Raw genomic sequence first — 26,495 nt, 5'->3', positions numbered from 1 at the left:
CGCACTCGCTGCGACATCCGTGTCGTTCGTCGTGTCGACGTTTCGCTCATCTCCACGATCGACAACACGACTGAGAAGCAGAACCATGGCTTTCACGACCCGGCGGCGCCGCCACTCACGGCACCGATCGCCGTCGCGCCTCGGAATGCGGGCCGTCGTCTTCGCGACGATCGGCGCTCTCCTCGTCGGCTCGTGGGGGCTCGGCGACGTCTCCGCCTCGTCTCCCGCTCAGGCCGCGAACCAGGCGGATCCGGTCGCCGGCGACGCCCCCGCCCTTCTCCCGACGCCGGTCGCACCGACACCGCCGACAGCCCCCGAGGCCGATCCGGCACCCGCCCCCTCCGCATCTGCCACCTCGGCACCCACTCCGTCAGCGTCCGCCCCGTCGACGTCCGCCCCGTCGGCACCCGCCGAGGCCGCGGAGTCGCCGAGTGCCACGGCGGAGGAGCCCGCTCAGGACGAGCCCGATCCCGCAGCGCCCCGCAGCGCCGCGCAGACGGAGCAGCCCGTCGAGCCGGCGCCCGCCGAGTCGGCGCCCGCTCCCACGGCGGCCTCGGACGACGTTCAGGAGTCGGACCGCGGCCCGCCCGCGACGGCGCGAGCAGCGGGAGGCTTCTCCACGCTCGCGGCCGGCGTCGCCGAGGCCCCGCGGCAGGTGTGGACGGAGACCTTCGAGCAGGGCCTGACCGCCACCCCGAGCGCGCTCACCGCCTACGCGAACGGCCGCTACACGGCCGCCACCGGCTGGTCGACCGCCACGAACTGCACCGGCGTCCTGGTCAACTACACGGCGCCCTACCCCAACTCCGCCTTCTGCCCGACCCGGCCCCTCCTCACCGTCGGCACGGGATCGTCGGCCGCACGCGAGACCCGCCGCATGGCGGACGTCCTCGGCCAGGTGGCGGCCGGAGTGCAGGGGTCCACCTCCAGCACCGCACCGGCCAACGGCTCGAACACCGGCACGCAGGCGAACCACGCCCTGGTCGAGTACCCGTACGCCACCATCACCGGCGGCACGACCGTCGCCCAGAGCGCCGCGGGGATCGGCGTCTCCGCGCCCGCCGCCCGCTACTACGCCGTCGGCATGAACGCCGCCGGCGGGCAGTGCGGGACGAACAACGCGTCCCTCTCCCTCAACCTGGTCTCGGGCGGGTCCACCGTCCTCACCGGATTCGCCGCACCGGTCGTGCCCTGCGCCGCGACCGGCAGCGTGTTCTACACGTCCCCGACCCTCCCGCTGGTCGGCGGGCTCGGCGCGCTCGTCGATCCCGCGCTCCCCGCCTCCGCCCGCGCCGTCGCCTACACCGGCACGAGCACCGCGCTCCTCACTCCGGCGCAGATCGCCGCAGCCCAGGTGCAGCTCGTGAACACGGTCACCGGCACGGGAAGCGCCTTCGCCGTCGACGACCTCCGCGTGCTCGACGTCACCCCCGCTCTCGACGCGGCCTTCACGCAGGCCGTGCCGACCGCGACGGTGCCGACCACGCTGACCTACACGGTCACCAACACCAGCGACCTCCTTGCGAAGGCGGACTGGCGCTTCTCGACCGCTCTCCCGGCCGGCCTCGTCGTGGCCCCGACGCCTGCTGTCGGCGGGTCCTGCACTGACGTCACCGGAACGGCGTTCGCCGTGACCGCGGCCGCCGGATCCTCCTCCGTCTCGACGGTCGGCGGCGACCTCGCCGCGGGCGCGACCTCGTGCACGATCTCCGTGGACGTGGTGGCCGCCGCCGCCGGGACGTACAGCACCGGGACCACGACTCCCACCGGCCTCATCGCCTCCGCCCCCACGTCGGTGACGGTCCAGGCCGCGACGACCCTCACCGTCCGGAAGAACCTGCCGGTGCGCAGCGCCACGGGCGACCAGTTCACGCTCTCGGTGCGCAGCGGCACGACGGTCCTCGCGTCGGCCACGACCACGGGCACCGCCACCGGGATCCAGGCCGCGCAGATCAGCCGCCTCACCGTGCAGTCCGGAGCGACGTACACGATCGCCGAGGCGCAGACCGCGGGCGCGGGCCTGGGGTACTCCAACAGCTACGAGTGCTCGCGCGGCGGCACGGTCATCGCCTCCGGAGCATCCGCCGCCGGGTCGATCACGATCCCCAGCGAGGCGGGAGCGGAGGTGCTCTGCACCTTCACGAACACGGTGCAGACGCCGCGCCTGTTCTGCGACACCGGCCGCTTCTACTCCCTCACGGCGGCCGGCGCCCTGCAGCAGGCCGACATCGTCACGGGATCCCTGACCTCGATCGGCAGCTGGTCGGGGACCGCCGAGGCCAACGCGCTCGGCGTCGGCGCGAACGGCGCCTTCGCCTACGCGCTGGACCGCTCGTCCGACGCGACGGACGTCGACGCCGTCCTCAAGTGGACGCCGGAGGCCGGCTTCCAGAGGATCGCGAACAGCGCGTACACGACCGTGGCCGGCGGAGCGCAGGTGACCGGCAGCATCGTCGCCGGCGCGGTCGACCTCCGGACGGGCCGGTATCTGTTCGGCAGCTTCGCGAGCGGCCAGTTCTACATCTGGAGCTTCACGGAGGCCAACCCCGTCGCCACCCGGTTCGCCCTCGTCGGCTCCTTCCCCACCTCCGGAACCCCCAACGGCAATGGCGACATGGCGTTCGACGCTCGCGGCAATCTCTACGTCGTCGGCGCGGGCTCGGTCAACAACGCCAGCAGCGCCGCGATCTTCACTGTGCCGGCCGACGCCCTGGCCGCGGCGACCGGCGGCACCCTCCCGGTGAACACCTCGATCGCGAAGGCCGTGACGGGGACCGACGCCGCCTTCGCCAACATCAACGGCATCGCCTTCTCGCCGCGCGGAACCGTCTACCTCGCCAACGGCGACGTCGCCGCCGCGAACGGTGTCCCCGCCATCCCCGGCAGCGCGTACGAGTTCGACGCCACCACGTGGACCCGCGTCAGCGGCACGCCGCGCGTGAGCGTCAACGCCGTCGACCTCTCCGGCTGCTCCTCGCCGGCCACGATCACCGTGCAGAAGAGTGTGGTGGGCCGCCTGGCCGCGGCGGACCAGTTCCAGCTCACGGCCGCCGCCGGCTCCCCGGCGTCGCCGTTCGCCACGGCCACCACCACCGGCGCCACCACCGGCCGCCAGACCGCGCAGATCGGCCCCTTCCCCACTCCGATCAACAGCACGGTGACGGTCTCGGAGGCGATGGCCGCGGGTTCCGCCTCCCCGATCACCGCCTACACGAGCATCTACGAGTGCTATGCGGACGGCGTGCGGGTGAGCACGGGCTCGAACCCGACCGGCACGGTCACCCTCCCGAACCGGCTCGGCGTCAACGTCACCTGCACCTTCTTCAACTCCCCGCGCCCCGCCTCCACCGTGCGCATCACCAAGACGATCCGGGACGCCTCCGGCACGACCCGCCCCGGCGCGGACTGGACCGTGGGCACGACGGCGACGGCCACCGCGGGCACCGTCGCCCTGCTGCCGGAGCAGTCGCCCCGCCAGCAGACGGACGCCGCGGGCCAGGCCGCCTGGACCGTCCTGTTCGGCACGGAGGCGTCGCGGGCGACGCTCACCGTCTCGGAGGTGCAGCAGACGGGCTTCGCGTTCGTCAGCGGCGCCTGCACGGTCAACGGCGCCGCCCGGGCGACCACGTTCTCGCAGTCGGGGACCGTCATCAGCGCGAGCCTCACCGGCATCGCCTCCGCGGCGGTCGTCGAGTGCTCGATCGTGAACCGGCCCACGGCCTCCCTCACGCTCGTGAAGACGGTGAGCTCCGGCAGCGCGCTGCCCAGTGACTTCACGCTCAGCGCCACCGGCCCGACCGGCGCCCTGCCCGGCCCGACCGGCCGCGCGGGCTCCGCTGGCGTGTCGGCGATCCCCGTCACCCCGGGTGCCGCCTACCGGCTCGCCGAGACCGGGGGCCCCGCCACCTCCGTGCAGACCGGACCCTGGCAGTGCCGCACCGACACCGGCGCCGCCCTCACCGTGAGCGCGGCCGGAGACGTGACCCCGACGAACGGCGCCGCCGTCACCTGCACCGTGGACAACGCCAGCGCGACGATCACCCTGGTCAAGCAGGTCCTGCGCCCCCAGACCGGCTTCCAGGCGGCCGACTGGCGGGTCACCGCGACGCCCGCCGCACTGGCCGGAGCGACGCTCCCGACGGAGACCCGGGCCGGCGCGGAGTACGTCGCCGCGGGCAACCCGGCGAGCACCTTCGAGGTGCGACCGGGTCATGGCTACACGCTGTCCGAGGCGGCGACGGATCCGACCCGCCGCCTCGCCTACCAGGAACTGCGTCTCGAGCGCCTGACCGGGACGACGTGGTCCCCGGTCGCCTCGCGGACGATCACGGCCCCCACGGCCGGTCAGACGGCGGTCTACCGCTTCGTCAACGCCCCCGTGGACCCCACACGCCTGCCGCTGACCGGTGGCGCCAGCACCGACGCGTTCCTCCTGGGCGGGGGGTCGGTGCTCACTCTCGCACTCGGCCTCCTCCTCTGGGAGCGGCGCCGGAGGCTGCGAGGCCCCTCCCGGTGACGCCCCGACCGAGAGCCCCGGCGCTCTCCCGCAGACCCCTTCCCGCACACCTTCGACTCCACGACACCAGCACTCACGACCTCAGTAGGAGAGATCACATGTCCCGCTCACTCACCAGGCGGCTCGCCGCCGCAGCCGGCGTCCTCGCGCTGAGCGCTGCGGCGGTGTTCACCGCCGTCGCGCCGGCGTCAGCGGTCACGCTGCCCGGCAACATCGACCCGACCATCAGCCGCACCCTCACCGTGCACAAGCTCGCGCTGGGATCCAACAACGGCCAGGCGATCGGCACCGGCCAGGAGATCACGGTCCCCGGGGACGCGCTGCCCGGAGCCGTGTTCACCGCCGCGCGCGTCCAGGGCGTCGACCTGACCACGCCCGACGGCTGGAACCAGGTCGCGAACCTGACCCCGGGCACCGCCGCGACCCGTGTCACCGCCGCCGACACCTTCACCGCCACCAGCGGCACGGACGGCGAGGCCGTGTTCAACAACGGCGCGAGCATGCCGCTCGGCCTCTACCTCGTGACCGAGACCCAGCTCCCCGCCGGAGCGACCAACGGCGCGGCGCCGTTCCTCGTGACTCTGCCGTTCCCGACGGGCCCGACCGGTGCGCCGGCGAACCAGTGGATCTACGACGTCCACGTCTACCCCAAGAACGCGGTCACGGAGCTCACCAAGACGCGCGTCCCCGCGGCGGCGAACTCGGTCGAGGCGCGCAACCCCGACCTCATCCGCTGGGCCATCGCCTCGGACGTGCCGGTGCTCGCCGCCGGTGACGCGCTGGAGGCGTTCACCCTCACCGACACGCTCCCCGCCGAGCTGACCTACCTGCCGACCGGCCCGGCCGGCGTCGCGCCCACCGGCATCACGGTGACCAGCGCCGCGGGCACCGCGCCCGCACCGGCGTTCATCGCGAACACCGACTACACGCTCGGCTACGACGCCGCGACCCGGAACGTGACGCTGAACTTCTTGCAGTCCGGCCTCACGAAGCTCCAGGGTCTTCAGGGCGGCGTCGTCACCCTCACCGTGCTCACCCGTGCCACCGCCATCCCGGCCAACGGCATCATCACCAACTCGGCGACGAGCGTCGTGAACGGGGCCACGGAGACGGTCACCGGCAGCACCCCGATCGGTCAGCTGACCGTGTACGCGTACCAGAACAACGGCGCCAACCGCGTGCCGCTCGCGGGTGCGGTCTACCAGGTGTTCCTCACCGAGAACGACGCCAACCTCGGCCAGAACCCGGTGTTCATCAACGGCAACCAGAACTGGACGACCGGAGCGAACGGCATCGTCGAGATCCCGATCATCACGCCGGGCAACTACTACGTCCGCGAGCTGACCCCGCCCGCCGGATTCCGTCTGCCCACCCCGGCCCAGGTGCTGACGCAGGTCGTCGCCGGACCGAGCTCGGCCACCGCGCCGATCCAGAACTACGTCGAGTTCCTCCACACCCAGGTGCCGGCGTTCGCCCTGCCCCTCACCGGTGGCGGCGCGCAGTGGTTCACCCTCGGTGGAGGCGCGCTCCTCGCCCTCGCGATCGGTTCGGGCCTGATCGCCTCGCGCCGCCGCACCGCGCTGGCTGCTCAGACCGCCGAGTAACGTCGCACCATGACGAAGTCGAATGCGGGGCACCCGTCGGGTGCCCCGCATTCCTCTGTCTCCAGCCCTTTTCCTCCGCGGAGGCGGATCCACCGCCGGCCGCGCTGGCGGCTCCCGATCGCCCCGCTGGTCATCGCGCTCATCAGCCTCTCGGGAGTGGCGCTGCTGCTGTACCCCGTCGCCGCCAGCTGGCTCAGCGCCGTCGAGCAGGCGCGCGAGATCGACTCCCTCACGCAGGACATCACCGACCTCGGCGCCGAGACCCTCCGGCAGAACCTCGTCGAGGCCCGCGCCTACAACCAGAGCCTCAGCGGAGGCGGCGCGGCCGTCGCCGCCAACGAGCGCCTCCCCCTCGCCGACGACGAGCAGGTCGCCGACCGCGAGCGCTACTCCTCCCTCCTGCGCGGCGACGCCGAGGGTCTGATGGCCCGCATCCGGATCCCCGCCATCGACGTGGACCTGCCGATCTTCCACGGCACGAGCGACGCCGTCCTCGAGCGCGGCGTCGGCCACCTCGAGGGCACCGCCCTGCCGGTCGGCGGCCCCTCCACCCACTCGGTGCTCACCGGCCACCGCGGCCTCGCCTCGGCCGAGCTCTTCACCCACCTCGACCGCGTCGACGTCGGCGACACCTTCACCATCGAGGTCTACGGCGAGGTGGTCACCTACCGTGTGCGCGAGACGCTGGTCGTTGAGCCGGAGGACACGCAGAGCCTCCTCGTGCAGCCCGGCCAGGACCTCCTGACCCTCGTCACCTGCACCCCGCTCGGGATCAACACCCACCGCATCCTCGTCACCGGCGAGAGGGTGATCCCGACGCCCCAGTCGGACGTGGACGCGGCGGGGGAGTCGCCCGACGTCGCCGGGTTCCCGTGGTGGGCGGTCGCGGCCGGAGGCGCCGTGGTCGCTGCCGGAGTGTACGTGTGGTGGGCGGGGCGGCCGGCGCGCGGGGCGTGGGTGCCGGCGGTGGTCGCCGGTCAGGAGCGGGACAGGGTTCCTGCGGGTCAGTGAGGCGAGGGGGGTGCGGATCTCCGCAGTCCTGCTCCGGACGCCTCGGCGCCATGCTCTCCCCGGGATCGCTGCTGTGCCGGCCTGGTCAGGCGGGGCGCCACTCCTCGAGGAACTCGGCGACCGTCTTGGTCTCGAGGTCGAGCTCGACCTGCCCGAGGAGGTAGTGGGGATCGGTGAGATCGGCCTTCACGCGGATGATCTCCGCGCCTGTGTCGAGGCGGACGACGACGAGGTCGTAGGGAGCGAGGATCCCGCTGCCCAGCGCTATGTCGATGGTGAGGCGGAGCCGCCCGAAGCGCCGCAGCTGCAGCTCGGCGCGGAGGTGCTCGGCGGCGACCTCGGGGGTGTCGGGAGTGGGGTCGGGCATGGGGAAGACGGTACCGAAGCGGTGGTGGCAGGACCCTGGTCGCGCCCGGGACGGCGTTGTCGCGACGTGAGCCGCTGGTCAGTCCCGCAGGCCGACCGTCACCGCCCGGCTCTCCGGCGCCTCGATCAGGTTCTTCGCCACCGCGGCCGAGAGGTAGGACGTCGCGTCGTGCCGGCGCAGAGTGACGACCGAGGCGACGGCTCGCACCGCCAGGACGATCGGAGCGAAGCTCGGCCCTGAGGTCAACCAGTCTCCGACCGCGACGCCGACCTCGGTCATCGGGATCAGCACAGTCATCGGACCCATTCGCCCGCCGCGCTCGCCTGTCAGAGGTCCGGACGCTCGATGCAGCTCGGAGACACGCGACTTGTAGGTGAGGAGCGAGGGCTCATCCAAAAACATCCGCGATCCCTTCGGCGGACGATTTACGCAATACCCTTAGTCGATCTGCCGCCGTAGGGCGCCCCCCCTCGTATGGGTCCCATAGCTGGTAGAGGAGGCGCTCGAGGTCGGTGCGTTGCGTGGTGCCGGTGAGGTCGAGGAACGGGTCAATGATGATGATGCGTGCGCTGGTGTTCGTCGCCGCCCAGCGGGTGATAGTCCCGGTGATATGGGAATCGTTGAAGCTGAAACCGATGACAACGAGTGTTTCTGCCCGCTCGAGTTGCGTCTCCCACTCCCGATAGAGTGACCCGAATGGTCCGTATGGGGTGAGCTTGTTCCCCTTTCCAAAGATGAGGGTGGGATCCACACGTGGTAGTGATCTTGCTGGTCCGGTCCCGTCGCCACCTACTTCTTCGAGGCGTTGGTCGGCAAGTAGTCCGCCGGTACTGAATGGAGCTACTCGACGCCAGTTCAGAGAACCGTGAGGCTTCAGGATCGGAACGGCTTCTGCGGGGAGGTCATCGTTGAACCATCGGAATCCGCCGTCCCAAAGCTCTGCTCCAGTTGCAATTCTTAGCCCGCCCTCACGGGCAGCCTTTTCGATCATGAGGTCGTAGTTTAACGTCACGACAGCTTGAGGCCGAGAATTGAGGAGAGGGAGTAAGTAGCTCGGATCTGCCGCCTCAGTACGTTCAGCGAGGATCATCATCACGAACTGTTCGACGCTACTCGCAAGGAAATCGACCGATTGATCGAACGTCACGTCTTCCTCAGCCGAAGGCTCGGGTAGCTCGGCCCACTGGGAGACCCATAGCCGAGTCGGATCGCTCAAGCGATGTGGGACGTCTGCTATTGCGGTATAGAACTCTTCAATGTTTTGCGTCTCCTGACTCATCAATTGGTCTCGCATCGCCCGCCACAGCCGATCTATGTATCGGTCGCCCGACAGGCTCGCCGACAGTCGTGCAATCACCAACGCCGTTAGCTCGGTCGACACTGGCAGGCTTGGAGCCGAGGCGCCAGCCCCCAGCAGTGCGACCGTGGACCGCGGCCGAATCCACTCATGCATTCTCTATTGATCCTCGCCTGTAGTTACGGCTCAGCCCCTGTTGTCCTCGTTGCGCGAAAGGCCCTAGCCGAAACACTCGGCGTCCGCAGTGCTGTTGAGACCGACAAGATCGTCGAGTTACAAGAGCTTGGGATCGCATCTTCTGTAGAAAGCTGCTAAATCCTGATTTCGAGGGGATCGTTGCACGAGACTCGGGCGAGCTCATGCCACGATCTCGGGCCGAGCGCGAGCCTCCACGTCGGCCAGGATCTCCACGATGACGGTCACGTCGGACTCGTCGAAGAGGTAGTCGACGCCGCTCGGAGCCCGGTCCGTGTAAGGCGATTCGTAGAGGCGTCCTGCGTCCATCAGGCCGTTCGAGGTGAGCTCGTCGGCGATCAGGTGGATGAATCGGATCTGATCGACGGAGAAGCGTGACCCGTCGAGGAAGCGCGCGAACGACTCGAGCGCTGCCTCTCGATCCAAGCCGACGAGGGAGCGGATGAACGGTCCGAGTCCGTGCGCTTGTTCGGTGGCCAGTTCGATGTCGGCCTTCGAGCCCGCTCCGCTGGCGAGGAGCATCGTCTCGAGGGCGCTGAGGTCGTCGGGTGTGAGTTGCCGGTTGCGGCGCAGGCGTTGGAGTGCGAGGTGGTCCTCGTGCTGCCGCAGGTAGGCGGCCGCTTTCGCTCGGAATCGTTCGAGGTCGGTGCCCGGGGTGGTCTGGCGCAGCTGGATCTCGGTTGCGTCGCTGAGTTCGTCGATGAAGTCGGTGTAGACGCGCGGGCGGGTGACGTTGGGCACGAAGCGCACGAGCGCTCGGATGCGCTGCCGTGCGATCTCGAGCATGCCGAGGGTCACGTCGATCCACCAGTCGTCGGTGGCGACCTCTTCCAGCAGCACAAGTTGTTCCGCGACCGGGGGGATCGCTGTTTTCGCGAGCAGTGCTGTCGTGATCGCCTGGACCTGCTGGCGGATGCGGTCGGCGGCGGCCAGGTCTCCGTCGAGTTGTGCGAGTTGCCTGCGCAGGATCAGCAGGTCGAAGCGTTTCGCGTCGACGTCGTCGTCCGTCACTTGCGATGGCAGGCCGGCTAGGTGCTCGAGGACCTCGGCTGCGTCCTCGGGTGTCAGGGCGTCCCAGGCAGTCGAGTCGGCGAACTGCTCGACCCAGCGCCGTTCTGGGCGTACGAGGAAGTTGTCGATGTTCATGCCTGCGACGATCTCGTGCAGGGTGTCGGCGGCTGATGCACGTAGCTTCTCGTCGAGGTGTGCTCGGTCGAGCGCGGTGATTAGCCCGAGCCGGGCCTCGAACAGTCGCTGGGTGAGGGACTTCTGGGTTGAACCTTCGCTGGCGGGTAGGTCCTGGCTGAAGAACTCGAGGTTGCCGCAGAAGTCGAAGACCAGGAAGTCCTGCTTGGGCTGGCCTTCCCCGAACAGGTCGGGGCGCAGGCGGGTCCCGCGGCCGATCATCTGCCAGAACTTCGTTTTCGACCGCACGGGCTTGAAGAAGACCAGGTTCACGATCTCGGGCACGTCGATGCCGGTGTCGAGCATGTCGACCGAGATCGCGATGTGTGGCGCGAGGTCGGCGATCGAGAACTCGTCGATCAGGTTCTGTGCGTAGGGGGTGCTGTGGGTGATGACGCGCGCGAAGTGTCCTGCGTGCTCGGGGTACTGCTTGTCGAAGCGTTGCTGGATGAACTCGGCGTGCGCTTGGTTCTTCGCGAACACGATCGTTTTGCCGAGCCGGTCACCGCCCGCGACCTTGTACCCGCGCGTCATCAGGGTCGCCAGCACCTTGTCGACGGTGTCCTCGTTGAAAAGGAACCGGTTCACTTCGTCCGCATCGACCGTGGTCGGCGTTCCGCCGTCGCCCCAGTCGAGCGCGTCCCAGTCGTCCTTCTCCGCTTCGCTGAGGTCGTCGTAGCGGATGCCCTGACGCAGAAACCGGGTGCCGACTGACACCCCGCGCGGCGGGACCAGGAAGCCTTCTGCGACTGCCTCGTCGAGCCCGTACGCGTCGGTGGGTACGCCGTCTTCGAGGTGGAACCGACGGTAGGTGTTGTGGTCGACCTCGTCTTTCGGCGTTGCCGTCAAGCCGACGAGCAGCGCGTCGAACCAGTCGAAGATCGCCCCGTACTTCTGGTAAATCGACCGGTGCGCTTCATCGATCACAATCAGGTCGAAGAATCCCGGCCCGAACCGCCGCGTCGGCCCGCCCTCGCCGTCGGTCACCTGGTCGATGAGGTTCATCATCGTGGGATACGTCGACACGTAGACGCGCCCCTCAGCGTTCCGCTCGGTCACCAGGTTCACCGTCGCGGCGCCGGGCAGGTGTGCCTTGAACGCATTCGCCGCCTGGTTCACCAGCGCGGTGCGGTCGGCGAGGAACAGGATGCGCTTGGCCCAGTTCGCCTTCATCAACTGATCGGCCAGCGCGATGACCGTCCGCGTCTTGCCCGACCCCGTCGCCATGACCAGCAGCGCCTGCCGCTGCTTCCGGTCGAACGTGTCACCGACTGCTCGGATCGCCCGCACTTGGTAATGCCGGCTCGCGATGCCCGAACTGAGCGCCGCCCCGGATAGTGGCAGGCGGGTGGAGCGGCGCTGGATCATCAACTCCAGCTCGCTGCGCGTGAAGAACCCCGCGACCGGCCGCGGCGGATAGCCAGCCGCGTCGTCCCACAGCCAGTGCTCATACCCGTTCGTGAAGAACACGACCGGACGCCGCCCGAACTCCGCTTCAAGGCAGTCGGCGTAAAGCTTCGCCTGCTGCTGCCCAACCTGCGCACTCTTCGTCGTGCGCTTCGCCTCGACGACCGCGAGCGGCAGGCCGTCACTTCCCCACAGCACGTAGTCGACGAACCCGACTCCCTGCCCGTTTGGCATGCCGGCGACCTCGAACTCGCGATCGCGCGCGTCGGTGAGCGGCCAGCCCGCCTCGGCCAGCAGCACATCGATGAACAGGTCGCGAGTCTCGGCCTCGGAGTAGTCGTGGTCGTCGGACGCGTGGTTCGATGCCTGCGCCGCGGCCACCTGCGCCCGCAACCGCTCGATCTCCGCCGCCTGCCCCGCCGCGAGCTCGTCCCGTTCAGCAAGAGCCTTGACGTGTGCTTCGTCCTGCGCGGCGAACTTCGCCGCGAGCCGCTGCACGTCCTCGCGCGTGAGCGGTGCCGCTCGGGCCGCGAGAGCGGGATCAAACGCGGCTCCCGTCGGGACGACCTCCGGGTGCGCCGAATGCCGGAACACCGCCCACACCAGAACGTGGTGCAACTCCCGCAGCACTGCAAGCGCGATGTCGGGCCGGATCGGCTGCGGCACGTGCACCGCCTGGTTGCCAAGCTTGCGGATCAGGTTCAGCTTCTGCCCGATCCCCACCCCCGCGACCCGCGCGAAGCCAGCGTCGTTGATGCGCGCGGCGAGATCGTCCTGGTAGGGGACGGGCAGATCGAGTACCTCGTACAGGTGGCCAACGAGTTGCTCCACTGCACGGCGGCTGTAGAAACAAGCCGACCGCGGGTCGCTCGACAAATAGGACTCCGCGCGGGAGGCGTCAGCGAACACGTCAGGCCATGCCGCCCGTACGAAGTCAAAGTTTGCGGTCACAGTTCACCCAGGAAGGCACGGCGCTGCAGTGACGCAAACAGGCTGTCATCGAGCTTCAACAAGCGCCTCACCTCGCTCTGCCGATTCTCGATCTCAGTCACAAAATTGGCGAAGGCGATTTGGTCCTCAATTGGAGGAATCGGGACCAATATTGTCGCAAACGCTTTAGCGTACATGGCGAATACGCTCGTAGTTCCAGACTTTCTAGACTCCAGCTGCCTTCGCCCATCGAGCGACCACAGGAAGCCATGGATGTACTGCGGGGTAACTTGTTCTGAGAACCTAATTCGGCTCAAATTGTTATTGTACAGACAGGGCGGACCGTGATAGACGGCTGACTTACCCACTAGTTCACGCGAATTTCTGGTATTCAACAGCAAGTCGCCGTCGCGAACGGCATACCTCTTCGCCTCATCGACGGACGCATCGACATTCGTGAGACGCGTGAGATCTAGTTGGCCGTCACGAGTGATGACGTCCATCTTCAGATAACCGTGCGCACGGTCGGCGCCCTGCTCGCTGGAACGGCGATCTAGCCCTATCTGTTGCTCGGCGATTAAATCACTCATTGGGACCAGGTGCCAAGCCCGTCCAGCAAATGCTTCGTCGAATCGTCGCGACGGGAGCGAACCGAGCTGAGTGAGCACCAGGCGGCGCTTGGCTCGCAATGCGCTAGCGTGGTCGAGGATCGAGGCAACCCGCCGCTGCTCCTCGAGCGGCGGCAGGTCAATCGCAATATCCAGCAGGATGTCAATTGGGAAGTTATCGGCGGTGGTGGCCCGAACCTGCCCCAATACAACGGCCTCCAACGCTTTAATGCGCCGCGCAAGGTAGCGCGCATCAACACCTGGCGAGGGAGTCAATGCCTTCATGTCTTGATTGACAGTGACAGGAACGCCTGTCAGAGCAACGGGAAGTGTGTGTTTTAGTACACCCGAACGCACGACAACAAGAATGGAGCCAGCAGGGATCCATTTTGCCGGAGAATTGGCAACCCCGTCCGCTGTCAGAGTGATTTCTGAGGAAACGATTGTAGGTCGCTTCATATCTTTGGGAGTCACCCAGGGGATTGAGCCACCGTAATACGAGCCGTTCGAGCGCCGCGGCGTCCCTCCTCCCGAAACGTGGACGAGGTCCCGAATCGTGACCGAGGTCAAGCGAGCATCGCCTTCAGCTCGGCGAGCCCGCTCGCAATTTCTGCTTCTAGGGCTTCGATGTCGGCGATGATATCGAGTGGTGGCCGGTGCTCGACCTCGTCGTGGACGATCTCCTTATAACGGTTCAGGGAGAGGTCGTAACCCTGCGCGGCGATGTCCGCCTTGGGCACGGTGAACGACTGGTCGGTGCGGGCGCGGTCGCGTTCGCTGCTGCGGCGGTCTGCCCAGCGGGTGAGCACGTCGGGAAGGTCGTTCGCCTCGATCGGGTTGCGCTTGTCGTCGAGCGAGAGTCCGTCGGCGTGCACGTCGTAGAACCAGACGTCGTCGGTGCCGCCGGAGTTCGTCTTCGTGAAGAACAGGATCGCGGTCGAGACGCCTGCATAGGGGCGGAAGACGCCGGACGGGAGCTTGACTACCGCGTCGAGCTTTTGGTCCTCCACGAGCATCCGTCGCAGCGCCCTGTGTGCCGTCGACGAGCCGAACATCACGCCGTCGGGCACGATGACGGCCGCGCGGCCGCCGGGCTTCAGGAGCTTCAGGAACAGGGCGACGAAGAGCAACTCGGTTTTCTTCGTCTTCACGATGCGCTGCAGGTCCTTCGACGTCGACTCGTAGTCGAGCGAGCCGGCGAAGGGCGGGTTGGCGAGGATCAGCGTGTACCGCTCGGCGTCGTCGCTTACGCCCTCGGAGAGCGAATCGCGGTAGCGGATGTCCGGCGCTTCGATGCCGTGGAGCAACATGTTCATGCTGCCGATGCGCAGCATGGTCGAGTCGAAGTCGAACCCGTGGAACATGCTCGTGTGGAAGTGCGAGCGCTGCGCTGTGTTCGTCAGCACACCAGGGTGCTCCCGCCGCACGTACTCCGATGCAGCGACGAGGAACCCGGCCGTGCCGCACGCTGGGTCGCAGATCTCGTCCGCCGGCTGGGGCGCCATCATGGCGACCATCAGCTCGATGATGTGACGGGGCGTGCGGAACTGCCCGTTCACTCCTGCGGCGGCAATCTTCGACAGCAGGTACTCGTAGAGGTCGCCGTTGGTGTCGCGCTCGGCCATCGGGATGTCGTCGAGCATGTCGACCACCCGCGAGAGCAGCGCGGGCGTCGGGATCGTGAAGCGGGCGTCACGCATGTGCTCGCCGTACGTCGACCCGTCACCACCGAGGCTGCGCAGGAACGGGAACACCTCGTCGCCGACGACCTGCCACATGACCTCGGGGTCGTCGTTCTTGAAGCGGCTCCACCGCAGATGCTCCAGACCCAGCCGGTAGATCGGCCGCTCGATCGCTCCGCCGGTGACGCGCGCCTTCCTCTCGGCGAGCGTCTGCAGGTCATCGAGCCGCCGCACGAACAGTAGGTAGGTGATCTGCTCGATCACCTCGAGCGGATTCGAGATGCCTCCGGACCAGAACGCATCCCAGACCCGATCGATCTTGCTCTTAAGCTCTCCGGTGATCACGTTTTCACCATATCCGAGCTACAGGCGCTGTCCCTGGCGCCTCACGCGGTCGTCAAGACGCCACAAGGCCGTCGCGCCGCCGTCCAGGCAGCCCGGCAAACCGTCACATTGCTGCCGACGGTCGACCGATTGTGCGCTGGCGTCGGCTGAATAATCCCCTTTGACCCCCGATGAAGTCTGGCGACGGGCGTCGAACGAGACAGGCGTCAGCACGGGTTGGGTCCCGTCGATGGTCGGTTCCATGCGGCTTCGCCGGTGGGTGATGCAGCGAAGCCTGTTGGTCTCGTGAGCACGGTGCGCTACTGCGCGGTGCGTCGATAGCGAGCACTCCGTTGCGAGACAACCGCAGCCGCTCCTCATCCGGTGGCCGCCTCGTTAAACATTAGCTTCCTGGGACTCGCGGTCGCCTCACGGGCGAAGCCCGAGCGCTCGTCGGATCTCGGGCGCACGTTTGTCTCGGCAAGGCGTCTCGTGGCGGGACGTCTCGCTTTGGGTTCGCGAGGGGGTTTTTGAGGCGGAGCCGCACCACAGTTGCTTGGCCTCGGGCGCACGTCCGATAGATCGTTGCGCTCGGCTGCACCTCGACGCGCCCGTCGCTGCTGGGATCCAACAGCTGCAAGCTCTGCGTCGTAGCCCCGGGGGAGCAAGGTCGTAGTCGAGCGCTCTGGGGTGAGGATGCGCCTCGAGTGAGCCGAGGGGCAAGTTGGTGCCTTCGTGTGTTGCATTAGCCGATTCAGCCGGATCTTGATCGCTCTACTCACACCGCCACCCTGCTGAGGGCGGGCGGGTCACCCGATTGTCCTTCGAGGCGCATCGGAAGCATCAGTGTGCCCTTGCGTGAGGGAGGGCGCCCGTCGCGGCGCGCGCCGTCAACTTTCTACTTCCGCCGGTTCAGCACCTTCGTCCCCACCCCCGCGATAGCAGCACCCACGATCGGCGCCACCAGGAACAGCCACACCTGCCCGAGCGCATCCGGCCCCGCGAACACAGCGGCAGCGATCGATCGCGCCGGGTTCACCGACGTATTGCTCACCGGGATGCTGATCAGGTGCACGAGCGTCAGCGTGAAGCCGATGGCGAGCGGCGCGACGGCCTTGTACTCGCTCTTGGCGGTGACGGAGAGGATGACGGCGACGAAGACGGCGGTCAGGACGATCTCGGTCAGCATGACCGCGCCGAGGCCGAAGCCGCCGGGGGAGGCGGCGCCGTAGCCGTTGGAGGCGAAGCCGGAGTCGCGGGCGGCGGCCAGGTAGCCGGCGGGGCCGTCGGCGGCGACGAGGAAGACCACTCCGGCTCCGACGAGTCCGCCGAGGATCTGGCTGACGATGTAGCCGGGGATGTGCTTCCACTCGGTGCGGCCGGCGATGGCGAGGCCGACGCTGACGGCGGGATTGAAGTGGCCGCCGGAGATGTGGCCGACGGCGTAGATGCCGGCCATCACGGTGAGGCCGAAGGCGAGGGCGACGCCGAGGAAGCCGACTCCGAGCGCGTTGCCGGAGTCGGGGAAGGCGGAGGCGAAGACCGCGGTGCCGACGCCGCCGGCGACCAGGAGGAAGGTGCCGAACGCCTCCGACGCGTAGCGCGCTCCGGCCGAGTACTGCTCGGCGTGCTCGGTGCGCTGCTCGCTCGTGGTGCGGCTGGCGGGGTGGGGGCGGGCCATGATCGTTCTCTCTCTCGGGTCGGGGGAGTGCCTGCGGGATCACCGGGCACCGGGACACTCCAGCACCAGCCAGCCGAGCCTGAGCCGGGACGCGGAGGGCTCTCAGATTCCGCCGGACGACGGTTCCGTGAGCGGCCTGGAGCCACTCGCTCGGCGGCCATCCCGGGCGCACATGCACAGGCGTCCGACACCGTAGCGACCGGCCGAGGCCCGCACGTCTCAGCGCCGGGGACAGGCGGGAAACGGGCTCCAGGTGGCACGAGCACCGCTTCATCCACCTCCCTCTTCTCCTCCGCGCGCCTCCCTGCTACGGTGCTCTGAACCGGTTTACAAAACCGGTTCAGACGCGGCGACGAGCGAAGGAGCTCCCATGGCGGGCAGACCGACGATCCTCGACGTCGCGCGCGAGGCCGGCGTGAGCAAGGCGCTCGTCTCGTTCGCGCTCAACGACCGGCCGGGCGTCTCGCCCGACTCCCGCGAGCGGATCCTCCGCGTCGCCGCCGAGCTCGGATACCGGCCCAGCCTCACGGCCCGCTCCCTCTCCACCAGCGTCTCGTTCGCGGTGGGCCTCGTCGTGGCGCGCGACCCGGCGGTCATCGCGGCCGACCCGTTCTTCCCCTCCTTCATCTCGGGGGTCGAGCGGGTGCTCGCCGAGCGCGGCCGCGTGCTGGTGCTCAGCGTCGTCGATCCGGGCGCCTCCGAGGAGGCCGTCTACCGCACGCTCGCGGCCGACCGCCGCGTCGACGGCGTGTTCCTCACCGACCTCCGGCAGGACGACTCCCGGCCGGCACTGCTCGCCGAGCTGCAGATCCCGGCCGTCACGCTCGGGCGCCTCGAGGGCTCCTCCTCACCCGCCGTCGTGATGGACGACTCCGCGGGCATCGCCGACGCCGTCCGGCACCTGGCGGAGCTCGGCCACCGCCGCATCGCGCACGTCGCGGGGCCGGACCACCTGCTCCACTCCTCTCGCCGCCGCGAGGCGTTCACGCGGGCCTGCACCGACGCGGGGCTCGAGCCCACCGCGCTCGTCGCCACCGACTTCAGCGCGGAGCAGGGCGCGGCGGCCACCGAGCACCTCCTCGACAGCCCGACCCCGCCCACCGCGATCGTCTTCGGCAACGACCCGATGGCCATCGCCGGGCTCGGCGTCGCGCACGCCCGCGGGCTCCGGCTCCCCGACGACCTCTCGATCACGGGCTTCGACGACTCCGAGATCGCCGCCCACGTCTACCCGTCGCTGACCTCGGCCCGCACGCGCCCCGCGCGCTGGGGCGAGGAGGCCGCCCGCACGCTGCTCGACCTCATCGAGTCCGGCAGCGCCCCCGACGTCGACCTCGAGCCCGCCGGGCTCGTGGTGCGCCACTCGACCGCTCCTCCGCGGCCGTCGACCCACTGAAGACGCGTGCGCACCGTCGCGCACGCCGGACAAGGAGAACACCATGGCCCCCTCGACGACGAGACGCTGGCTGACCGGGATCGCCACCGCCTCCCTCGCGACCCTCGCCCTCACCGCCTGCAGCGGTGGTGGCGGAGCGTCGACCGACCTCACCGCCACCGGACCGATCACCATCTGGTACTCGAACAACGAGCAGGAGGTGCAGTGGGGCAAGGCGATGGTCGACGCGTGGAACGCGGACCACCCGGACGAGGAGATCACCGGACAGGAGATCCCCGCGGGCAAGAGCAGCGAGGAGGTCATCGGAGCCGCGATCACGGCCGGCAACGCGCCGTGCCTCGTCTTCAACACGGCCCCGAGCGCGGTCGGCCAGTTCGAGCGCCAGGGCGGACTCGTCGACCTCTCGAGCTTCGACGGCGGCGCCGACTACATCGAGACCCGCAGCGGCGACCTCGCCGAGCAGTACCAGAACGCCGACGGCGAGTACTTCCAGATGCCGTGGAAGAGCAACCCGGTCGTCATCTTCTACAACAAGGACCTCTTCGCGAAGGCGGGACTCGACCCCGAGAACCCGTCGCTGTCGACCTACGACGACTTCCTCGCCACGTCGAAGACGCTGGTCGAATCGGGAGCCGCGCCCGCCGCGATCCAGCCCGCGCCCACCAGCGAGTTCTTCCAGACCCAGTTCGACTTCATGCCGCTCTACGCCGCGGCCACCGGAGGGACGAGCCTCGTCGAGGACGGCAAGGCCACCTTCGCCGACGACGAGGGCTACGAGGTCGCCGACTTCTGGAAGAGCCTCTACGACCAGGGCCTCGCCGGCCGCGAGCAGTACCAGGGCGACGCCTTCGCCGACGGCCAGGCCGCGATGTCGATCGTCGGCCCCTGGGCGGTCTCGGTCTACGACGACCTGAACTGGGGCTCCGTCTCGGTGCCCACCCCCGACGGCACGCCCGCCGAGGACACCTGGACCTTCAGCGACGCGAAGAACGTCGGCCTCTACTCCGCCTGCGCCAACAAGGGCACGGCGTGGGAGGTGCTGAAGTTCGCGACCAGCGAGGAGCAGGACCGCTCGCTGCTCGAGACCACCGGCCAGATGCCGCTGCGCACCGACCTGCAGACCACCTACGCCGACTACTTCGAGGCGAACCCCGCCTACCAGCGCTTCGGCGACCAGGCGAGCCGCACCATCGAGGTGCCGTCGGGGCCGAACACCGTGCAGATGCTGCAGGCGATCCGCGACGCGTGGGGCAAGACGGTCATCTTCGGCGAGGGCGACGTGAAGACGGCGCTCGACGGAGCGGCCGAGACCGTCACCGGGCTCGCCGGCCAGCAGTGACCCGGCCGTGACCACCCTCACCCGCCGGCCCGCGCCGGCCGGGGCACCGGGGAAGCGGAGCCTCCTGCACCGCGTCCTCGGGCCCCAGCCCCTCGGGCTGCTGTTCGGCAGCCCCTACCTCCTCTTCGTGCTCGCGGTCTTCGCGTTCCCGGTCGTCTACTCGGTCTGGATCGCGTTCCACGACTTCTTCTTCGCGGCTCCGGGCGTGCAGGTGGAGCGGCCGTTCGTCGGCCTCGACAACTTCGTCACGGCGTTCTCGAGCCCGCAGGTCATCCGCTCCTTCGGCAACATCGGGATCTTCCTGGTGATCAACGTGCCGCTGACGGTGGTGCTCTCGCTCCTGCTCGCCGCGGCGCTCGACAAGGTCGTGCACCTGCGGACGTTCCTCCGCGTCAGCTTCTACGTGCCCTACGTCACGGCGAGCGTCGCGGTCGTCGGCGTCTGGCTGTTCCTCTTCAACGGGAACGGCCTGGTCAACAGCCTCCTCGGGCCGCTCGCGCCGAACCCGTCGTGGCTGATCAACGAGCAGCTCGCGATGCCGATCATCGCGCTCTACGTCACCTGGAAGCAGCTCGGGTTCTACATCCTGCTGTACCTGGCGGCGCTGCAGAACGTGCCGAAGGAGCTCTACGAGTCGGCCTCGACCGACGGCGCCGGACGCATCCGCCAGTTCTGGTCGGTGACCGTGCCGAGCGTGCGGCCCGCGACCCTCCTGGTGCTGCTGGTGTCGACCGTCACCGGGGCGAACCTCTTCACCGAGCCCTACCTCCTCACCGGCGGAGGCGGCCCCAACGGCGCGTCCGCCTCGCCCGTGCTGCTGATGTACCAGCTCGGGATCCAGCAGGGGCAGCCCGACGTGGCCTCGGCCATCGGCGTGGTCCTGGTGCTGCTGGTGCTGGTCATCGCCTATCTGCAGAACCGCTTCGCGGGGGAGAGGAACTCATGAGCACCCTGTCCAGTGCCGGAGGCGCCGCCTCGGCCGTGCCCGCCGCCGTCGCCCCCGAGAAGTCGCCGCGGAGGCGCCCCGTCGGCTCCAGCCGCGGAGCCGTGATCGTGCGCGGAGTCGTGCTCGCGATCGGCGCGATCGTCTTCCTCTTCCCCTTCTACTACATGATCGTCGGCTCCCTGCAGACGGATCCGGACCCGACGCTGGCGGGAGCGATCCCGGAGCCGGGCAACCTCACGCTCGACAACTACGTCAACGTGAACGAGCGGATCAGCCTGCTCACCGGCCTGGTCAACTCCGGGATCTTCACCGGCGGCGTGCTGCTCTGCACGGTGTTCTTCGGCGTCCTCGCCGGGTACGCGCTGGCGATGCTGCAGTGGCGGGGGCGCAACGCGGTGTTCGCGCTCGCCCTGCTGGTGCAGGTCATCCCGTTCCAGCTGCTGCAGATCCCGCTCTACGTGCTGATCGCGCGCGACTACGGCCTCGCGGACAGCCACCTCGGGATGATCCTTCCGTTCGCCATCAACTCGACGGCGGTGATCATCTTCCGGCAGTACTTCCTGCAGCTCCCCAAGGAGCTGTTCGAGGCGGCCCGGATCGACGGCGCCGGCGAGCTGAAGCTGCTGTGGACCATCGCGCTCCCGCTGGTGCGGCCCGCGCTGGTGACCGCCGTGCTGCTGACCTTCATCGGCCCCTGGAACGAGTTCCTCTGGCCGTTCCTCATCACCAAGGACGCGTCGCTGCAGCCGCTCGCCGTGTCCCTGGCCAACTACATCTCGAACGTGGCGTCGTCGACCGACAACCCGTTCGGGGCGATCCTCGCGGGAGCCGTCGTGCTCGCCGCGCCCGTCGTGGTGCTGTTCATCGTGTTCCAGCGCTACTTCGTCTCGACCGATCTCGGATCCGGAGTGAAAGGCTGACCATGTCTCCCACCCTCACCACTGTCCCCTACCGTCTCGAGCGCGTCGGCGTCGTGATGGAGCCCGCCCCGGGCGACGCCCTCGAAGCCGAGGGGGTGCTCAACCCCGGCAGCGGCCGCGGACCCGACGGCGAGCTGTACCTCCTGCCCCGGATGGTCGCCGCCGGCAACGTCTCCCGCGTGGGCCTGGCCCGCGTGGTCGTCGAGGGCGGCGTGCCCGTCGGGGTCGAGCGCGAGGGCGTCGTGCTCGCGCCCGACCGCGGCTTCGAGCGCGGCGCGCACAACGCAGGCGTGGAGGATCCGCGGATCACCTTCATCGAGGCGCTCGGCCTGCACGTGATGACCTACGTCGCCTACGGACCGCTCGGGCCCCGGACGGCGCTCGCCGTGTCGGAGGATCTCCGCGACTGGCGGCGCCTGGGCCCGGTGACCTTCGCCTACGACGACGCGCTCGACATCGACCTCGGCCTGTTCCACAACAAGGACTGTGTGTTCTTCCCCGAGATCGTCGCCGCCCCGGACGGCACCCGCTCGTTCGCGGTGCTGCACCGGCCGATGTGGGACCTCGGCGAGACGCGGCCGGGCGAGGGCGTGCGCCTCCCGGCCGGGATCGAGGACCCGCGGCAGAGCATCTGGATCAGCTACGTGCCGGTGGACGAGGTCGACCGCGACCTGGCGAGCCTCACGCGCTGGACGCGGCACCGGTTCCTCGCGGGCCCGGAGTTCCCGTTCGAGGAGCTGAAGGTCGGCGGCGGCCCCGCGCCGCTGCGCGTGCCCGAGGGGTGGCTGCTCATCCACCACGGGGTGACCGGAGTGATCGACAGCGCCTTCGCGCAGCAGCAGCACGTGAACTACTCGGCCGGAGCGATCCTCCTCGACGGCGACGAGCCGTCGCGGGTGATCGCGCGCACCGCCGAGCCGCTGCTCGAGGCCGAGACGGAGGAGGAGCGCAGCGGGATCGTCCCGAACGTCGTCTTCCCGACGGCGATCGAGGAGATCGACGGGCAGCACTACGTCTTCTACGGCATGGCCGACTCGAAGATCGGCGCGGCCCGCCTCGTCCGCACGGACGGCTGACTCCGCTGATCGAGTCCGCCGGCGCCTCCCGCTGATCGAGCAGCCCGCACCGCCGGCGCATCGAGATCCGCCCCCCCACATCCCCCACCCAAGGAGAGTTCGATGACGAACACGCTCACCAGATCGGCGGCCGTCCTGGCCGCCGCCGCCCTCACCGTCGGGGGCCTCGCCCTCGGCGCGACCCCCGCGCAGGCGGCCGAGCCGCTGACGAACACGGCGCACCTCGACTTCCTCCTCGACACCGCCACTCCGGTGCCCGAGCCCGGCCACACCACCTACCGGCTCGACGAGGAGCCGACCCTGGTGATGCCGTGGACCTACGCCGACGCCCGCGACGGCGGCGCCTTCGAGCGCGTGGGCGGCGGCCGCCTCGATCCGGCGACCGGCGACTACGAGCAGGGCGCGTTCAACACCGACGACATCTCGCGCGCCGCGGTCGTCTACCTCCGTCACTGGCAGCAGACCGGATCGACCGAGAGCCGCGAGAAGGCCTTCGAGACGCTCCGCGCCCTCGCCTACTTCCAGACCACCGAGGGCGACGACGCCGGGAACGTGGTGCTCTGGATGCAGACCGACGGGGAGCTGAACGCGAGCGCCGAGCCGGTCGAGCTGCCGGATCCCAGCGACTCCGAGGACAGCTACTGGCTCGCCCGCACCCTCTGGGCGCTCGGCGAGGGCTACGCGGCGTTCCGCGACACGGATCCGGAGTTCGCCGCCTTCCTGCAGGAGCGGCTGCGCCTCGGCGTCGCCGCGGTCGACCGCGAGGTGCTCACGCGCTACGGCGAGTACGCGCAGGCCGACGGCGTGCAGGTGCCGGCCTGGCTGATCGTCGACGGCGCCGACGCCACCTCGGAGGCGCTGCTCGGCCTCTCCGCCTACCTCGAGGCCGCCCCCGACGACTCCGCGGTGCGCACGAGCACGGCCGAGCTCGCCGAGGGCGTCGCCGCCTACGCCCGCACCACGACGGAGGCGGACACCACCGCCTGGCCGTACGGCGCGATCCTGCCGTGGACGAAGTCGCGCACGCTCTGGCACTCCTGGTCGTCGCAGATGGCCGGCGGACTCGCCGCGTCGTCCGCGGCGCTCGACGACTCCTCCCTCCTCGAGCCCGCGATCGTCGACGGCGCCCGCTTCGCTCCGGAGCTGCTCACCGCCGGCGGCCCCGACAACGGCTGGAACCCCACTCCGACCGACCGCGTGCAGATCGCCTACGGAGCCGACTCCCGCCTGCAGAACTCGCTCGCCCTGGCCGACGCCACCGGCTCCAGCGCCTTCACCGACCTCGCGGCCGTGCAGGGCGCCTGGTTCTTCGGCCTGAACCGCAGCCTCGCCCCGGTCTACGACCCGGCCACCGGAGTCGTCTTCGACGGCGTCCAGGCCGACGGCTCCGTCAACCGCAACAGCGGCGCCGAGAGCACCATCCACGGCCTGCTGGCGATGCTGGCGCTCGACGAGCACCCGGACGTCGCCGACCGTGCCCGCTCCGTCGCCACCGAGCGCTCGCGCGACGGACTGACGCTGGTCGAGGCGGAGAGTGCGCGCGGTGGCACCGTCGTCACGCCCGAGTCGTCCTGGACGGGGGAGGCCGGCTGGAGCGGCTCGTACCTCTCGCTGACCGACCCGCGCCGCGCGATCTCGATCCCGATCGGCTCGTCCACGCAGGACCGCGTGGTCGAGGCCGTCCTTGACCAGCCGCAGCGCGGCACGGAGCGCACGCCCCTGAGCGTCTGGACGTCGGGGAAGCGGCCGCTCGACCTGCTCCGCTCGACCGTCGGGTCGCAGGGGGTCACCGAGGCGTCGGGCGCGCTGCTCCCGGAGAAGCTCCGCCGCACCGTGCCGGCCGGCTCGTCGAGCGTCGAGGTCCGCCCGCTGAGCGGCCGGACGCGCCTCGACGCGCTGCTGGTGCGCCCGCTGGTGACGCGCCTCGTGGTCGGAGGAGAGGGCGGCCGCACCGAGCTGATCCGCAACTCCACCGACGGGGTGCGCACCACGGCGATCGGCGTCTCGGGCGGCTCCGGCACCCTGCGCGTCTACTCGCAGGACGGCGCGCTCGCGAGCGAGTCGTCGCCGTCCGGTGCCGTCTCCGTGCAGCTGCCCGCGCAGGGCTTCGCGGTGCTGGTGGGCTGAGGGCGGCCTGCTGATCGAGTAGCCGCTACTCGATCGGCAGAGGGCGGTGAGTCCACGGAAGTCGCGATACTCGCGTTCGAGTACCGCGACTTCTGCGTTCTCGCGGGGCGAGGGCGGCGGGGAGGCGCGCGGCTGGGCGGGGACCATCAATTCGATGAGAGCGCTCTCTCGAAAACGCTTGACCTCTCCGAGGGGGCGTGCGTAAGCTCGCCGCACACCTCGTGAGAGCGCTCTCACATACGCGGAACAGCACGCGTGAGAGCGCTCGCAGGGGTGCCCCACCACCATCACGAAGGAGTGACCGTGCCCTATTCACGACGCACCAGGATCGCCGCGGCGATCGCCGGCGCCTCGGCCCTCGCCCTGATCGTCACCGGATGCTCGTCGGGATCCGACGCCTCCGAGGGCGGCGAGATCGAGCTGACCGTCACCACGTTCAACGCCATGGGCTTCGACGAGCTCTACGGCGAGTACGAGGACGCCAACCCGGGGATCACCATCGTCCCGAACAACATCGACACCGGCGGCAACGCGCGGACCGACGCGTTCACCAAGCTCGCCGCCGGCTCCGGACTCGCCGACGTCGTCGCCATCGAGGAGGGCTGGCTCGGCTCCGTCATGGAGGTCTCGGACCAGTTCGTCGACCTGCGCGACCACGGCATCGAGGACCGCAAGGCCGACTGGGTCGACTGGAAGTACGAGCAGGCGACCGACCCCGAGGGACGCGTCATCGGCTACGGCACCGACATCGGACCCGAGGGCCTCTGCTACAACACGGCCGCCTTCGAGGCCGCCGGCATGCCCACCGACCGCGCCGCCGTCGCCGAGATGCTCGGCGGACCGGACGCGACCTGGGACGACTACTTCGCCGCCGGCCAGAAGTACCACGACGCGACCGGCAAGGCGTGGTTCGACCACTCCGGATTCGTCTGGAACGCCATGGTCAACCAGCTGCCCGAGGGGTACTACACCTCCGACGGCGAGCTGAACGTCGAGGGCAACCCGGAGCTCGAGGAGCGCTGGGGCCAGCTGACCGACGCCACCGCCTCCGGCCTCTCGGCCGCGCAGAAGGCGTGGGACTGGAACAAGGGCAAGTCGTTCACCGACCAGACCTTCGCCACCTTCGTCTGCCCGGGCTGGATGTTCGGCACGCTGAAGAGCAACGTCGAGGCCGGCGGCGGGAACGCCGAGGCCACCGGCTGGGACTTCGCCGACGTCTTCCCCGGCGGCCCCGCCAACTGGGGCGGCTCGTTCCTCTCGGTCCCGACCCAGTCGAAGCACCCCGCCGAGGCCGCAGCGCTGGCGTCGTGGCTCAGCGAGCCGGAGCAGCAGCTGAAGGCGTTCGAGGCGGCCGGACCGTTCCCGAGCACCCTCGACGCGCAGAAGGAGCTCGCCTCCGCGGCCGCTCCCGACCCCGGCATGAACGACTCCCCGACCGGCGCGATCCTCGCGCAGCGCGCCGAGGGCGTCGTCGCCCAGTACAAGGGCCCGGACGACTCGCTGATCCAGGAGAACGTCTTCGGACCGGTCCTGCAGAAGGTCGACCGCGGCGAGATCGACGGCAAGGAGGGCTGGAACGAGGCGCTCCAGCTCCTCGGCGAGCTCGTCGACTGATCCGGTCGGGCCGACGCCCGGGGGCTGACCCCTCCGGGACGAGGCCCCACCATCACGGGAGGTCCGGCCGCCACCGGACCTCCCGGTCCCCGTGCGGCCGGGCCGCCCGCATCCCGGGCCACCTCGCCGCACGGGAGAAACGCTGCCGCCCGCCGGCCGAGGCCTCTCCGGCCCCGCCGCCCGCGACTCCTCCCGGCCGGCCCCGCCGTACGAGAGACTCCGGCCCCGCCGCATCCCCTCCGACTCCGACTCGACCTCGAAGAGAGCGCC

General features: G+C 69.5%; 17 protein-coding genes. 10 read left to right on the top strand and 7 right to left on the bottom strand.

The annotated features are described in order from the left end of the window. Positions 1-85: 85 nt before the first annotated feature. The 3 genes from C5C39_RS02520 (at position 86) to C5C39_RS02510 (ending at position 7,131) form a co-directional block, all read left to right on the top strand. The gene (locus C5C39_RS02520; protein WP_146083866.1) at positions 86-4,516 is read left to right on the top strand and encodes an LPXTG cell wall anchor domain-containing protein; all 4,431 of its coding nucleotides are present in this window, start codon (positions 86-88) and stop codon (positions 4,514-4,516) included. A 98-nt stretch (positions 4,517-4,614) separates the two neighbouring features. Then, entirely contained in the window at positions 4,615-6,120 is a 1,506-nt protein-coding gene (locus tag C5C39_RS02515) for a SpaH/EbpB family LPXTG-anchored major pilin (RefSeq protein WP_104261673.1), read from the top strand. 9 nt (positions 6,121-6,129) lie between these two features. Beyond that, on the top strand, positions 6,130-7,131 hold the full coding sequence (locus C5C39_RS02510) for a class C sortase (RefSeq protein ID WP_104352600.1): 1,002 nt from the start codon (positions 6,130-6,132) through the stop codon (positions 7,129-7,131). 85 nt (positions 7,132-7,216) lie between these two features. On the opposite strand, the gene C5C39_RS02505 is transcribed toward C5C39_RS02510, so the two are convergent. The 7 genes from C5C39_RS02505 to aqpZ form a co-directional block, all read right to left on the bottom strand. After that, positions 7,217-7,498: a hypothetical protein gene (locus tag C5C39_RS02505; RefSeq protein WP_104352599.1), complete on the bottom strand. Its 282-nt coding sequence runs from the start codon at positions 7,496-7,498 to the stop codon at positions 7,217-7,219. Positions 7,499-7,576: 78 nt separating this feature from the next. Beyond that, a complete protein-coding gene (locus tag C5C39_RS02500; protein ID WP_146083865.1) occupies positions 7,577-7,795 on the bottom strand; it encodes a hypothetical protein in 219 nt (72 codons plus the stop codon). 91 nt (positions 7,796-7,886) lie between these two features. After that, positions 7,887-8,951 carry an SIR2 family protein gene (locus C5C39_RS02495; protein WP_104352597.1) on the bottom strand — a complete coding sequence of 355 codons (1,065 nt, stop codon included), beginning with the start codon at positions 8,949-8,951 and terminating at the stop codon, positions 7,887-7,889. A 201-nt stretch (positions 8,952-9,152) separates the two neighbouring features. Next, complete coding sequence (locus C5C39_RS02490; protein WP_258075753.1) at positions 9,153-12,491, bottom strand: DEAD/DEAH box helicase family protein; 3,339 nt, start codon at positions 12,489-12,491, stop codon at positions 9,153-9,155. A gap of 38 nt (positions 12,492-12,529) precedes the next feature. Next, complete coding sequence (locus tag C5C39_RS02485; protein ID WP_104352595.1) at positions 12,530-13,690, bottom strand: restriction endonuclease subunit S; 1,161 nt, start codon at positions 13,688-13,690, stop codon at positions 12,530-12,532. Then, positions 13,687-15,147, bottom strand: a complete 1,461-nt coding sequence (locus C5C39_RS02480; protein WP_104352594.1) for a class I SAM-dependent DNA methyltransferase — start codon at positions 15,145-15,147, stop codon at positions 13,687-13,689. The genes C5C39_RS02485 and C5C39_RS02480 overlap by 4 nt, the downstream gene beginning before the upstream one ends. An 877-nt stretch (positions 15,148-16,024) precedes the next feature. After that, positions 16,025-16,807 (bottom strand): aquaporin Z, encoded by a 783-nt coding sequence (gene aqpZ / locus C5C39_RS02475; protein WP_104352593.1) that lies wholly within the window; start codon positions 16,805-16,807, stop codon positions 16,025-16,027. Between the two features lie 370 nt (positions 16,808-17,177). On the opposite strand from aqpZ, the gene C5C39_RS02470 reads away from it, so the two are divergent. The 7 genes from C5C39_RS02470 (at position 17,178) to C5C39_RS02440 (ending at position 26,225) form a co-directional block, all read left to right on the top strand. Continuing rightward, positions 17,178-18,203: a LacI family DNA-binding transcriptional regulator gene (locus tag C5C39_RS02470; protein ID WP_104352592.1), complete on the top strand. Its 1,026-nt coding sequence runs from the start codon at positions 17,178-17,180 to the stop codon at positions 18,201-18,203. A 43-nt stretch (positions 18,204-18,246) separates the two neighbouring features. Next, positions 18,247-19,542 carry an extracellular solute-binding protein gene (locus C5C39_RS02465; protein ID WP_104223955.1) on the top strand — a complete coding sequence of 432 codons (1,296 nt, stop codon included), beginning with the start codon at positions 18,247-18,249 and terminating at the stop codon, positions 19,540-19,542. A gap of 7 nt (positions 19,543-19,549) precedes the next feature. Next, a complete protein-coding gene (locus C5C39_RS02460) occupies positions 19,550-20,488 on the top strand; it encodes a carbohydrate ABC transporter permease (protein ID WP_104223956.1) in 939 nt (312 codons plus the stop codon). Next, the gene (locus tag C5C39_RS02455) at positions 20,485-21,408 is read left to right on the top strand and encodes a carbohydrate ABC transporter permease (protein WP_104263403.1); all 924 of its coding nucleotides are present in this window, start codon (positions 20,485-20,487) and stop codon (positions 21,406-21,408) included. Before C5C39_RS02460 ends, C5C39_RS02455 begins: the two co-directional genes overlap by 4 nt. 2 nt (positions 21,409-21,410) lie before the next feature. Further along, positions 21,411-22,484 (top strand): glycosidase, encoded by a 1,074-nt coding sequence (locus C5C39_RS02450; protein ID WP_104352591.1) that lies wholly within the window; start codon positions 21,411-21,413, stop codon positions 22,482-22,484. 102 nt (positions 22,485-22,586) lie between these two features. Then, on the top strand, positions 22,587-24,611 hold the full coding sequence (locus tag C5C39_RS02445; protein WP_104352590.1) for a hypothetical protein: 2,025 nt from the start codon (positions 22,587-22,589) through the stop codon (positions 24,609-24,611). A gap of 303 nt (positions 24,612-24,914) precedes the next feature. After that, the gene (locus C5C39_RS02440; protein WP_104224001.1) at positions 24,915-26,225 is read left to right on the top strand and encodes an ABC transporter substrate-binding protein; all 1,311 of its coding nucleotides are present in this window, start codon (positions 24,915-24,917) and stop codon (positions 26,223-26,225) included. The last annotated feature ends 270 nt before the right edge of the window (positions 26,226-26,495 follow it).

It is taken from the genome of Rathayibacter sp. AY1F3 (assembly GCF_002931975.1).
Classification (GTDB): Bacteria; Actinomycetota; Actinomycetes; order Actinomycetales; family Microbacteriaceae; genus Rathayibacter.
Note: the sequence above shows the minus strand (reverse complement) of the source record. Positions and strands in the feature narration are given on the sequence as shown.